The following is an 11,554-nucleotide window of genomic DNA, read 5'->3' as shown; positions in this document are numbered from 1 at the left end:
GGGTATTTTGTTAAGTGGCATCGACGATCGGATGTCCAGTGCGGCCACCGACGCAATCTGGGGCCACCCGCATTGCGCGCGCGGCATGGAGTCCTCCGGCGCGGCTTGGATAAGTTGTGTAGGTGGGTCACTCAGATAACAACGTGAACGCCGGAATGCTGGGCGGTGTCTCTGAAACCGCATTGCTGACCCTCAACGGCAGGGCTCACCAAGCCGCCAAGCCGAACCCGATCATCGATGACCCGATGGCGATTAAACTTGTTGAATCCATCGATTTCGACTTCGAGAAGTTTGGACGCCGCGGCCAAGAGATGGCGTTGCGATCGCTGGCCGTTGATCGGTGTGAGATCGCATACCTCACCAAGCATCCGGGGGCTACCGTGGTGGCGCTCGCGGAGGGCTTTCAGACCGGGTTCTGGCGGGTGAGCAATGCGCTACCAGATACGCAATTTCGTTGGGTATCGCTGGATCTGGAGCCCGTAATGGAACTGCGGCGGCGCCTGCTGCCGGATTCTGCGCGCGTCACCAACCTCGCACAGTCCGCCTTGGACTACACGTGGATGGACAAGGTCGACTCGCGCGCCGGCGTCTTCATCACCGCCGAAGGTCTACTGATGTACCTGCAGCCCAATCAGGCAATGGAGCTGATCAGTCAGTGCGCCAAGCGCTTTGCCGGTGGACAGATGTTCTTCGACCTGCCACCCACCATCGTCAAGCGGGTTGCCCCCAAGGGTATGCGCGCCTCCAGGCGCTACCGCGTTCCGCCGATGCCATTCAGCCTGTCGGTGAACCAGCTCGCGAGGCTGGTCGACACCGTGCCCGGAATCCGCGCGGTGCACGATATGCCGATGCCCGAAGGCCGCGGGCTGTTCTTCAAGACCCTCTACCCCGCCCTGTGGCGTTTCCCGCCGATCAAGCCATTCCGCGGCGCCAACGTCCTGCTCGAGTTCGGCTGACCCACCCCGAAGCTACCCCGCCTGGCCGCCGGTCAATCGGCGCGCCCCCAGGCTCAGAACCACCAGCGTGGCCACCGCGACCAGCAGCAGTGACAATGCGATCGCCGCGTCGGGATCATTCACCCGCTGCAGGTAGATCTCGAGCGGCAGCGTGCGGGTGACACCTTGGCGGGATCCGGCGAAAGTCAAGGTTGCGCCGAACTCCCCCAGCGACCGGGCGAAGGCGAGCACAGCACCGGACACCAGACCCGGCATCAGTAGCGGCAGCGTGACCTTCCACCAGACCACGCTGGGCCGCGCTCCCAGCGTCGCCGCGACAACTTCATAGTCCGCGCCCGCGGTGCGCGCCGCTCCCTCGAGCGATACCACCAGGAATGGCAGCGAGACGAACGTCTGCGCCAGCACCACGGCCGTCGTGCTGAACGCGATCGTGATACCGCCCGCCTCTAGGTAACGCCCGATCAGGCCATGTCGGCCGAATGCGTAGAGCAGCGCGATACCCCCCACTACCGGTGGCAGCACCAGCGGCAGCAGGATCAGCGGCCGCATCAGCCGCATGAGCCGCGCCCGGCTACGGGCCAGGACCAGCGCCATCGGCACGCCCAGGAGTACGCATAGCGCGGTGCTCGCCGAGGCGGTCTTCAAGCTCAGCACGAGTGCCGTCCGAGACGACGTGCTGGTGATCAGGGACCAGAAATTCGGCCAATCGACCTTGGCCGCCATCGCGACCAGCGGCAGAATCACCAAACCCATCCCCGCGGTAGCGGGCAGGTAAACCCAGCGGGGCAGCTCCGTTGGTCCGTGCATGTCGGCTCGTCAGGGCTTGGCGAAACCAGACCGATCCAGGATGCGGCGTCCTGTCTCGGCCGTGACCATGTCGACGAATTTACGTGCCAGCCCCGGTTGGGGGGCGTTGCTGAGCACCGCGATGGGATAGACGTTCACCGCGGGTGCGGCCTGGGGAAACTTGATAGTGCTCACCGTGCTTCCCGCGCTCATCGCATCGGTGAGGTAGACCAGCGCGGCGTCGGACTGTCCGGTCGTGACCTTGTTGAGGACATCGGTAACGCTGAGTTCTTCACTAACCGGGTTGAGGTGGACCCCGGTGCCGTCTTCGATGCGCTGCGTGGCCGCGCCACAGGGCACCTGCTGCTGGCAGACCACAACGGTTAGATCCGATCGAGAGAGGTCGGCGAACGATCCGACGTGCTTCGGATTGCCCGGCGCGGTGGCGATGACCAGTGTGTTGGAGGCGAAGTTCGTCGGATCCGCGGCGAGCAGACCGGCTTTGGCGACCGTGTCCATCTGAGCGGTGTCCGCTGAGGCGAAGACGTCCGCGGTGGCGCCCTGGGTGAGTTGGGTGGCCAACTCGGAGGAACCGGCGAAATCGAGCTCGACACCGACGCCCGGGTTGGCGGTCTTGAACCGTTCACCTATCTGGGTGAAGGCGGTCTTCAGCGATGCCGCGGCAAAAATCGTGATTGAGCGAGCACCTTCGGCCGGCCGTGACGGCGAACCGCAGCCCACCACCCAGACCAGCAGCGCCGACACCATACCGGCCAGCATCCCGACCCGAGTCACCGGTCAAACCTAGCAGCGACCTCGGAGGTTTATGCCAGCGAGAACGGGCGGGTCCGTTGCTGACGAATCGTTACCCAAATCATCTGCTCGGCGCGACCGCGCGGAGTTTCGTCAAATTGCTACTGTCCAGTAACATGGGTGCGGATTGATGCCATAACATGCTGAGATCCCAGGCAACAATCCTGTGGTGTGTGACCATCGGGACGATGTTTTCAACGCGCCGAGTGAAAAAATAAACGCTGGTGAAGTGCCAGGGTCTGGGTTCAACGGTGAACACGAGGAGGTCATGGCAGTGGAGGTGCTGGTCACCGGCGGCGACACCGATCTGGGACGCACAGTAGCCGAGGGCTTTCGCGACGACGGTCACAAAGTGACTCTTGTCGGCGCCCGGCGCGACGATCTCGAGGTGGTCGCCAAGGAACTCGACGCAGATGCGATCGCCTGCGACATCACCAATCCGGCCAGCCTGGCAGAGGTGCGCGGGTTGTTCCCCCACCATCTGGACACCATCGTCAACGTGCCGGCGCCGACCTGGGATGCCGGCGATCCGCGCACCTACTCGCTGGCGGACACCGCCACGGCGTGGCGCAATGCACTGGACACCACCGTGCTCTCGGCGGTGTTGACCGTGCAGACTGGACACCACCGTGCTCTCGGCGGTGTTGACCGTGTATTGTGTCGGCGACCATCTGTGATCTGGCGGTTCGATCATCAGCGTGGTGGCGGAGAACCCACCAGCGGGCAGCGTCGACGCGGCGATCAAGGGTGCCCTGTCGAATTGGGTCGCCGGGCAAGCCGAGATCTAGGCACCGCGGCATCACGGTCAACGCCGTGGCTTGCGGACGCAGTGTGCAGGCGGGTTATGAAGGGTTGTCGCGCACGCCGGCTCCGGTGGCCGCGGAGATCGCCCGGCTGGCGCTGTTTCTCACCACCCCGGCGGCTCGGCACATCACCGGCCAGACGCTTCATGTGAGCCACGGCGCGCTCGCTCACTTCGCCTGAGGCAATTCGGTTCTCTTGGCTTTTCGGAGCCGGTCGCTACGGTAGAGCCCGTGGCTATCCGGCTTGGTTTCCAGATCCCGAGTTTCTCCTACGGTACCGGCGTCGACAAGCTCTTTCCGTCAGTCATCGCGCAGGCGCGCGAGGCCGAGGCGGCCGGCTTCGACTCGCTTTTCTTGATGGACCATTTCTATCGACTGCCGATGTTGGGGACACCGGACCAGCCCATGCTGGAGGCCTACACCGCCCTGGGCGCGCTGGCCACCGCTACCGAGCGGCTGCAACTGGGCACCCTGGTGACCGGCAATACGTACCGTAACACCGCGTTGTTGGCAAAGATCATCACGACGCTGGATGTGGTCAGTGCCGGACGTGCGGTCCTCGGCATCGGCGCTGGATGGTTTGAACTCGAACACCGCCAGCTCGGCTACGAGTTCGGCACCTTCACCGACCGATTCAATCGGCTCGAGGAGGCGTTGCAGATTCTTGATCCGATGATCAAGGGTGAGCGTCCGACCTTCTCCGGGAGTTGGTACCAAGCCGAATCGGCGATGGCCTAATCCCGTTACCGTGACCGCATCCCGATCTTGATCGGCAGCGGGGGTGAGAAGAAGATCTTCCGCATCGCCGCCCACTGGGCCGATCATCTCAACATCGTCGCGGCGCTGGGTGAATTGCCTCGCAAGATGGATGCCGTCGCCGCCCGATGCGAGGAAGCGGGGCGGGATCCATCAACACTGGAAACCAGTGTGATGCTCACGGTGGTGGTCGACGAGAAGGCCAAGGTGGAGCGCCCTCCCGCGGAGACGAGCAGGCGCATGGTGACCGGCAGCCCGGCACAGATCGCCGATCAGGTGCAAACCAAAGTGCTCGACACCGGCATTGACGGCGTGATCATGAACCTCTCCGCGCACGGCCACTCCCCCGGCCTGATCACCACCGTTGCCGAGGCACTGCGCCCGCTATTGACCGGGTAGGCCGCTCAGGGTTTGTGCGATGAGCCGCCGGTGGGAGGGCGGATCCGGTTGCGCCGGTGTGGCTAATTACACATGCTCACGAGTTGGGCTCGCGGGCCTGGTTTGACTAGCGTGTAGCTAACTGCAGTGCGCCCGTCAGGAGATCCGTCAGGAGCAGCGTCACATGAGCCCCCAGCCAGAAACCACAGCACAAGCACGTCCGCGCCATCGTGTTGTCATCATCGGATCTGGCTTCGGCGGACTCAACGCGGCAAAGAAGCTCAAGCGTGCCGACGTCGATATCAAGCTGATTGCTCGCACCACCCACCACCTGTTCCAGCCGCTGCTCTACCAAGTGGCTACCGGAATCATCTCCGAAGGTGACATCGCGCCGCCGACACGCGTGGTCCTGCGCCGGCAACGCAACGCGCAGGTGCTGCTGGGCAACGTGACCCACATCGACCTGGCCAAGCAATCCGTCGTGTCGGACTTGCTCGGTCACACCTACGAAACCCCATACGACACCCTGATCGTCGCCGCGGGCGCGGGCCAGTCCTACTTCGGCAACGACCACTTCGCCGAGTTCGCACCTGGCATGAAGTCGATCGATGACGCGCTGGAACTACGCGGACGGATCCTGAGCGCCTTCGAACAGGCCGAACGGTCGCGTGATGCGGAACGACGGGCCAAACTGCTGACGTTCACAGTCGTGGGGGCCGGACCCACCGGTGTCGAAATGGCCGGGCAGATCGCCGAATTGGCCGAGCACACGTTGAAGGGCGCGTTCCGCCACATCGACTCCACCCGGGCGCGGGTGATTCTGCTCGATGCCGCTCCGGCGGTGCTGCCGCCGTTTGGCGACAAGTTGGGTGAGCGGGCGGCAGCACGGCTGCAGAAGCTGGGGGTAGAAATCCAGCTCGGCGCGATGGTCACCGACGTCGACCGCAACGGCATTACCGTGAAGGATTCCGACGGCACCATCCGGCGCATCGAATCCGCGTGCAAAGTGTGGTCCGCCGGTGTCCAGGCCAGCCGGTTGGGCCGGGACCTTGCCGAGCAGTTCGAGGTTGAGCTCGATCGAGCCGGCCGGGTCCAGGTGCTGCCCGACTTGTCGGTCCCGGGACACCCCAACGTGTTCGTCATCGGCGACATGGCTGCGGTCGAGGGCGTGCCCGGGGTAGCCCAGGGCGCCATCCAGGGCGCGAAGTACGTCGCCACCACGATAAAGTCCGAGCTGGCCGGTGCCAACGCTGCGGAACGCGAGCCGTTCCAGTACTTCGACAAGGGCTCCATGGCCACGGTGTCGCGTTTTTCCGCGGTGGCCAAGATCGGTCCAGTGGAGATCAGCGGCTTCATCGCTTGGCTGGCCTGGCTGGTCCTGCACCTGGTGTACCTGGTCGGGTTCAAGACCAAGGTCAGCACGCTGTTGTCGTGGACGGTGACCTTCCTGAGCACCCGGCGTGGTCAACTGACCATCACCGAACAGCAGGCTTTCGCGCGGACGCGGCTGGAGCAGCTGGCCGAGTTGGCTTCCGAGGCGCAGAGCACCGAGGCGCGACAAGCCAGCTAGGCCGGTATGGTCGCGGCCGACTCGCAGCGTGACTATCCGACTCCGCGGCGCCCGGTGACCGCAATGACCGCAATGACCGCTAGCCGATCAACCGTTCCGCTTGCCACGTACTAAGAGTTCCGCCCTCGGCGAGCTGCAGCACTGTCGAACCGGCCTCGATTGCATCAGTGAACTCCCCTGTCGGGTAGCGTAATTCGCTGACCGTCGCGCGGGGAGCGCAAATCACGTCATCGGCCAGTGATCCAGCGCCCAGTTCCATCCGGTGTCGCAGAATCGGACGACCGTCCAGGTCCGCATGCAGCGATCCCGACCAGAATCCTTCCCGCTCACCGCATCTGCCGATCTGGATGCGTTCGCGCAGACGGACCCGGCTAGCGCCATCCAACTGCACCGTGACAGACGACAGATGCCGGGCGGCAGCGGCGACGATTGTCGGCTCGAGGTCCACATCCAGCTCCCCGGCGACCTCGATTTTCCAGCGGGCTCGGGAAGTCATGGTCTGTGCGCCGGGCAACACCACGGCCGCGGCCGCACTTCGCAATCGCAGCGACGCCCCCTCCTCAACGATGATCTGGAGGTCGAAGCTGTCGCCCCCTAGCGGCGTTGCCGCAGCCGACACCAGAAACACGGTGTCGGCCGCGGTGGAACGGGCCGCAATGCCGCCCCGGCATCGGATGCGCGGCAGCCGGTTTCGCGATGCAACCAGCAGAACCTCGGAGTGCATCAGCCTGCGGCGGCCAACTGACTACGCACCCAGTCCAGTACCTTCGTCGCGGCGGGGTCCTCGGTCAACGACTGCAACACGGTCGGACGTCCGTCGCGTACCGCTTCGGCGTCGCGAGCCATCACCTTCAGATCGGCGCCCACCAACGGGGCCAGATCGGTCTTGTTGACCACCAACAAGTCTGAAAAGGTCACACCGGGCCCGCCCTTGCGGGGAACCTTGTCGCCGCCGGCTACATCGATGACGAAGATCTGCACATCCACCAGGCCCGACGAGAAGGTGGCGGTGAGGTTGTCACCACCGGATTCGACCAAGATCAAGTCCAGCGCGTCGTGTGCGGCGATCAAGTCGTCGATCGCATCCAGGTTGGCGGTGATGTCGTCGCGGATCGCGGTGTGCGGACAGCCACCGGTTTGCACCGCGGTTATCCGGCTGTCCGCCAATACCGCATGCTTGCGCAGAAAGTCGGCGTCCTCGGTGGTGTAGATGTCATTGGTCAGCACCGCGAGGGACAGCTCGTCTCGCAACTGCCGACATATCGCCGCCACCAGTGCGGTCTTGCCGGATCCAACTGGGCCCCCGACCCCGATCCGCAACGGCTCCCCCGGCTTTCGAACCCGCCGTGGCCGGTCGTGATGGTTGTGGGTGTGATCATGGGAATGCTTGGCCATGCAATACCTTTCATGAGGCGAACAAGGGCCGCTCGCGTTCGGCGTGATGTTGCGCCAGCGTATCGAGCAGTGGGTCGGACAAATCGGCCAGTCCGATTGCCGCTTCAGCGGCGGTAGTCGTGCACAGCTCAGAGAGCTGGAACGTGAGCACGGCCACGTCGGTGGGATCCAGCGCGAGCAGCCGCTGGGCGGCGGTAGCCGAGCCGGTCATCGTGGTGTAGACAAGTTGCAGGGCAAGGTGTTCGGGGGTTAGCCCCGCCAGCGCTCCCACTGGGCCTGCAGCCACCGCCAGATGGGGTTTTGCGCCGAGGGCGTCCCAGTCCGCTTCCGGCCAGATCGCCCGAGCCAGACGCACGAGCCCTCGTCCCTGGCTACGTGAGGCATCCCGCGCCGCGGGCGAAGGTGTGCGGGCGTCGGTTTCCCGATCTGCGCCATCGGGGGCCAGATCGCCTCGCTGCACAGCGGCAGCGATGGACGCGGTGACCAGGCCGTGGCTGCGGATGCGTCGCTTGAGAAACGCCTCCAGGCTTGACAGGTTGGTCACTAAGCGGGCGGTGATGGCCTCCTCGACGCCGCCGGAGTGCACGTGGGCACCGGTGGGTAGCCGAGAATCGGCCAGGGTGAGGAGCATCGCGAGCGTGGTCACTAGAACAAGAAATACCGTTGCGCCATGGGGAGTTCGGTGGCCGGCTGCTGCTCCCATACCTCGCCATCGATACGCACGGTGAACGTATCGGGGTCGACCTCGATGCGCGGCTGTGCGTCGTTGAGTGGCATGTCGGCCTTACCGACGGCCCGGACATCGGCCACCGGAACTAGTCGGCGGTCGACGGCGATCTGATCTGCCAGACCGGCCTCGATGGACTGTGCTGCGACGAAATGCACGGAGGTCGCCGCTGCCACGGCCGGCGACGCGCCGAACATCGGGCGCGGAAGCACCGGCTGAGGCGTGGGTATCGAGGCGTTCGCATCGCCCATCGCGGCCCAGGCGATGGCGCCACCCTTGACCACCGCGTGCGGGCGTACCCCGAAAAAGGCCGGCTCCCACAACACCAGATCCGCGAGCTTTCCCACCTCCACCGAGCCGACCTCGTGGTCGAGACCGTGCGCGACGGCCGGGCAGATGGTGTATTTGGCGACATAGCGCCGTGCTCGATTGTTATCGGCCGAATAGCGGCCCGACGGGTCGCCCTCCAAGGCGCCGCGGCGCTGCTTCATGACGTGCGCGGTCTGCCAGGTCCGCATCACCACCTCGCCGACCCGGCCCATCGCCTGGGAGTCACTGCCGATCATCGAGATCGCTCCGATGTCGTGCAGCAGGTCTTCGGCGGCGATGGTGGATGGCCGAATCCGACTCTCCGCAAATGCCAGATCTTCAGGAATCCGTGGGTTGAGGTGATGGCACACCATCAACATGTCGAGGTGCTCGTCGAGGGTGTTGACGGTGTGCGGGCGAGTCGGATTGGTGGAGCTGGGCAGCACGTTGGGATGTGCCGCAACGGTGATGATGTCGGGTGCGTGCCCGCCTCCGGCTCCCTCGGTGTGGTAGGTGTGAATGGATCGCCCGGCGATCGCGGCCAGCGTGTCCTCGACGAAGCCCATCTCGTTGAGAGTGTCGGAGTGTAACGCGACTTGAACACCGGCGGCATCGGCGACGGTCAGGCACGCATCGATCGCCGCCGGTGACGAACCCCAGTCTTCGTGAAGCTTGAAACCTGATGCCCCACCACGCAATTGCTCCCACAACGCGTCGGGATTGACGGTGTTGCCCTTGCCCAGCAACGCGATGTTGACCGGCCAGGAATCGAGGGCTTCCAGCATCCTGGCCAGATGCCATCCCCCGGGCGTGACGGTGGTGGCCTTGCTGCCTTCCGCTGGGCCGGTGCCGCCGCCGATGATGGTCGTGATACCCGAACCGAGGGCCTCGGCGATGACCTGAGGACAGATCAAGTGCACATGGCAGTCGATCGCACCCGCGGTGACGATGCGCCCGTTTCCGCCAATGATCTCGGTGGACGGTCCGACCACTAAGTCGGGATGAATACCCGACATGATGTTGGGGTTGCCGGCCTTGCCGATTGCGACGATGCGCCCGTCACGAATGCCGATATCCGCCTTGATGATTCCCCAGTAGTCAATGATTACCGCGCCGGTGATCACGGTGTCGGGCGCGCCCTCGGCCCGCGTGACCCGCCCCTGGCCCATGGACTCGCGCAGCACCTTGCCGCCGCCGAACACCGCCTCGTCCCCCGCCAGTCCGGGCCCCCCGCAACGGTCTTCGGTGATTTCGACCAGCAGATCGGTATCTGCGAGCCGGATCCTATCGCCAGTGGTCGGACCGTACAGCTGTGCGTAGCGCTCCCTGGACAGCCGCGCCATCAGTCGTCCAACCTTCCGGGTGGATTCAGCGTCAGCCCGTACACCGCGCGTCTGCCCTCCAGCGGCACCAGGCTGACGGTGTGGGCAACGCCCGGCTCGAAGCGGACCGCGGTGGCGGCCGGAATGTCGAGACGGTAGCCGTGGGCGGCAGCGCGGTCGAACGACAGCGCCGCATTGGCCTGCGGAAAATGGACGTGACTTCCGACCTGTACCGGGCGGTCGCCGGTGTTGACGACATGCATCTCGATGCGCTGAGCGGCCGTGTTGATTTCGATATCGACTCTGCCGTAGTGGATTTCACCGGGGATCATCGGATCGGATGATGGACGGTGACCAATTTGGTGCCGTCCGGGAAGGTCGCCTCAACCTGTACGTCCGCGATCATCTCGGGCACTCCTTCCATCACATCGTCTCGACCCAGGACCTCACAACCGCTGGCCATCAGCTCGGCCACCGTGCGGCCGTCGCGTGCACCTTCAAGGACGTGGTCGGTGATGAGCGCTACGGCCTCGGGGTGATTGAGACGCAAGCCGCGAGCCTGTCGGCGGCGGGCCACCTCGGCGGCGTAAGACAGCAGCAATCGCTCCTGTTCGTGCGGCGTCAAGCGCATGCTTTGGGATCCTGCCACGCCGTGACGGTTCTGGCCTTTCGAGGCGAGAGTGACCGAGGTCACCCGTCGATGGGCGGCGCCTCGAGATTCTGCAGCCGCACTTGCCCGCGAGCGATCACATGATCGGCGTCGTCGGTGATCACGACCAGCCACAGCTGCTGGCGTCGGCCGCGGTGTAGTGGCTCGGCGGTGCCGTAGACGGTTCCCGAGCTGATCGCACGCAAAAAGTCGGTGTTGTTGTTGACGCCCACCACACCGCCGCCGCCGCGGGTGCTCAGCCAGGTGAACGCGGCCATGCTGGCCATGCTTTCGACCATCGAGCAGTAGACACCCCCGTGGACTAGGCCCATTGGCTGCAGGTGCTTGGGCTTGACCTCGAGCTGCGCACGAGCGCCATCGGCGGTGAGTTCGGTGAACTCCAGGCCCAGTTCAACATCGAAAGGTGCAGAAACTGTGGGCGGGATGGCTACGGCGGGGTCCGCCTCCGGCGACGATGGCACGTTCTTGTGTCTACACCATCGGCGTCTGACCAGCGTTGCGGATCAGCCAGACGCCTGCGGACCGATCCGGGCGCGGCTATTCCGGCCGCAAAACGGGCGAGCCCCGTGCACTAGGCACAGGGCTCGCCGATCGAGTAGACCGGGGGTCACTGCAGCCCTCAGGACTCCGGCACGGTCATTGTTGCTCGACCAGAACTACAATAGGCAAGGCTGCCCTAATTTTGCAAGCATCCGGCAAGCATCACGAAAAATGCCCGTGAAGCGTCCTCGGTGCATCACGTAAAAATGCCCGCGAAACGGTCGATCCTTGGCAGGCATGGGAAGTGGGCTGTCGATGTCGTCTCGGGCCGAGATCACCGCGAAGTTCGCCAGGGCGTATGTGGGGGCGCCGAAGGCGGACAAGGGGCAGATTCTGGATCAGGTGGTGGCGGTCACCGGCTGGTCGCGTGACAACGCCCGGCGGCGGTTGAGGGCGGCGGCCGCGCCGCCGGGAGCGGGTCGGCAGGTCGCCAAACGGACTCGCCGGCAACGCAATCCGAAGTACTCCTAGGATGCGCTCAAGGTGTTGCAGAAGGTGTGGGCGGCCTCAGGCGGGCAGTGCGGCCGGT

At 64.8% G+C, this 11,554-nt stretch carries 12 protein-coding genes and 2 pseudogenes; 5 read left to right on the top strand and 9 right to left on the bottom strand.

Features of this window, described 5'->3' with window-relative positions; translation table 11 throughout:
• Window positions 1-122 precede the first annotated feature (122 nt).
• Window positions 123-956, top strand: a complete 834-nt coding sequence (locus tag G6N41_RS18320) for a class I SAM-dependent methyltransferase (RefSeq protein WP_198965323.1) — start codon at window positions 123-125, stop codon at window positions 954-956.
• A gap of 12 nt (window positions 957-968) precedes the next feature.
• Here G6N41_RS18320 and G6N41_RS18315 read toward each other — a convergent pair whose 3' ends face one another.
• Window positions 969-1,763: an ABC transporter permease gene (locus G6N41_RS18315; RefSeq protein ID WP_198965322.1), complete on the bottom strand. Its 795-nt coding sequence runs from the start codon at window positions 1,761-1,763 to the stop codon at window positions 969-971.
• Between the two features lie 9 nt (window positions 1,764-1,772).
• Window positions 1,773-2,537, bottom strand: coding sequence for a molybdate ABC transporter substrate-binding protein (gene modA, locus G6N41_RS18310; RefSeq protein WP_198965321.1), 765 nt, complete (start codon window positions 2,535-2,537; stop codon window positions 1,773-1,775).
• 286 nt (window positions 2,538-2,823) lie between these two features.
• On the opposite strand from modA, the pseudogene G6N41_RS18305 reads away from it, so the two are divergent.
• The 3 genes and pseudogenes from G6N41_RS18305 (at window position 2,824) to G6N41_RS18295 (ending at window position 6,062) form a co-directional block, all read left to right on the top strand.
• Window positions 2,824-3,539, top strand: a pseudogene (locus G6N41_RS18305) (SDR family oxidoreductase).
• Between the two features lie 50 nt (window positions 3,540-3,589).
• Window positions 3,590-4,513 (top strand): annotated as a pseudogene (locus tag G6N41_RS18300) (LLM class F420-dependent oxidoreductase).
• 163 nt (window positions 4,514-4,676) lie between these two features.
• The gene (locus G6N41_RS18295) at window positions 4,677-6,062 is read left to right on the top strand and encodes an NAD(P)/FAD-dependent oxidoreductase (RefSeq protein WP_198965320.1); all 1,386 of its coding nucleotides are present in this window, start codon (window positions 4,677-4,679) and stop codon (window positions 6,060-6,062) included.
• Between the two features lie 79 nt (window positions 6,063-6,141).
• Here the strand turns inward: G6N41_RS18295 and G6N41_RS18290 are convergent, their stop codons facing one another.
• The 7 genes from G6N41_RS18290 to G6N41_RS18260 are packed head-to-tail and all read right to left on the bottom strand — an operon-like array spanning window position 6,142 to window position 10,910.
• The gene (locus G6N41_RS18290) at window positions 6,142-6,786 is read right to left on the bottom strand and encodes an urease accessory protein UreD (protein ID WP_198965319.1); all 645 of its coding nucleotides are present in this window, start codon (window positions 6,784-6,786) and stop codon (window positions 6,142-6,144) included.
• The gene (ureG, locus tag G6N41_RS18285; protein ID WP_198965318.1) at window positions 6,786-7,457 is read right to left on the bottom strand and encodes an urease accessory protein UreG; all 672 of its coding nucleotides are present in this window, start codon (window positions 7,455-7,457) and stop codon (window positions 6,786-6,788) included. The genes G6N41_RS18290 and ureG overlap by 1 nt, the downstream gene beginning before the upstream one ends.
• 10 nt (window positions 7,458-7,467) lie before the next feature.
• A complete protein-coding gene (locus G6N41_RS18280; protein ID WP_198965317.1) occupies window positions 7,468-8,103 on the bottom strand; it encodes an urease accessory protein UreF in 636 nt (211 codons plus the stop codon).
• Window positions 8,103-9,836 (bottom strand): urease subunit alpha, encoded by a 1,734-nt coding sequence (locus G6N41_RS18275; RefSeq protein WP_198965316.1) that lies wholly within the window; start codon window positions 9,834-9,836, stop codon window positions 8,103-8,105. Before G6N41_RS18275 ends, G6N41_RS18280 begins: the two co-directional genes overlap by 1 nt.
• Window positions 9,836-10,147 (bottom strand): urease subunit beta, encoded by a 312-nt coding sequence (locus G6N41_RS18270; protein ID WP_198965315.1) that lies wholly within the window; start codon window positions 10,145-10,147, stop codon window positions 9,836-9,838. Before G6N41_RS18270 ends, G6N41_RS18275 begins: the two co-directional genes overlap by 1 nt.
• A complete protein-coding gene (locus G6N41_RS18265; protein ID WP_011740895.1) occupies window positions 10,144-10,446 on the bottom strand; it encodes an urease subunit gamma in 303 nt (100 codons plus the stop codon). The genes G6N41_RS18270 and G6N41_RS18265 overlap by 4 nt, the downstream gene beginning before the upstream one ends.
• Window positions 10,447-10,505: 59 nt before the next feature.
• Window positions 10,506-10,910, bottom strand: coding sequence for a PaaI family thioesterase (locus tag G6N41_RS18260; protein WP_373138499.1), 405 nt, complete (start codon window positions 10,908-10,910; stop codon window positions 10,506-10,508).
• Window positions 10,911-11,280: 370 nt separating this feature from the next.
• Between G6N41_RS18260 and G6N41_RS18255 the strand changes: the two genes are divergently transcribed.
• Window positions 11,281-11,496 carry a hypothetical protein gene (locus G6N41_RS18255; RefSeq protein ID WP_198968062.1) on the top strand — a complete coding sequence of 72 codons (216 nt, stop codon included), beginning with the start codon at window positions 11,281-11,283 and terminating at the stop codon, window positions 11,494-11,496.
• Window positions 11,497-11,554: the final 58 nt, after the last annotated feature.

This window comes from Mycobacterium shottsii (assembly GCF_010728525.1).
Lineage (GTDB): Bacteria > Actinomycetota > Actinomycetes > Mycobacteriales > Mycobacteriaceae > Mycobacterium > Mycobacterium marinum.
The sequence above is the reverse complement of the archived record's forward strand: the minus strand, read 5'-3'. Positions and strand labels throughout refer to the sequence as shown.

Excerpts from the sequence above, each read along its gene's own strand:
- G6N41_RS18315 (WP_198965322.1), bottom strand. The coding sequence starts at position 1,763 with ATGCACGGACCAACGGAGCTGCCCCGCTGGGTTTACCTGCCCGCTACC.
- G6N41_RS18295 (WP_198965320.1), top strand. The coding sequence starts at position 4,677 with ATGAGCCCCCAGCCAGAAACCACAGCACAAGCACGTCCGCGCCATCGT.
- G6N41_RS18290 (WP_198965319.1), bottom strand. The coding sequence starts at position 6,786 with ATGCACTCCGAGGTTCTGCTGGTTGCATCGCGAAACCGGCTGCCGCGC.
- ureG (WP_198965318.1), bottom strand. The coding sequence starts at position 7,457 with ATGGCCAAGCATTCCCATGATCACACCCACAACCATCACGACCGGCCA.
- G6N41_RS18275 (WP_198965316.1), bottom strand. The coding sequence starts at position 9,836 with ATGGCGCGGCTGTCCAGGGAGCGCTACGCACAGCTGTACGGTCCGACC.
- G6N41_RS18270 (WP_198965315.1), bottom strand. The coding sequence starts at position 10,147 with ATGATCCCCGGTGAAATCCACTACGGCAGAGTCGATATCGAAATCAAC.
- G6N41_RS18265 (WP_011740895.1), bottom strand. The coding sequence starts at position 10,446 with ATGCGCTTGACGCCGCACGAACAGGAGCGATTGCTGCTGTCTTACGCC.
- G6N41_RS18255 (WP_198968062.1), top strand. The coding sequence starts at position 11,281 with ATGTCGTCTCGGGCCGAGATCACCGCGAAGTTCGCCAGGGCGTATGTG.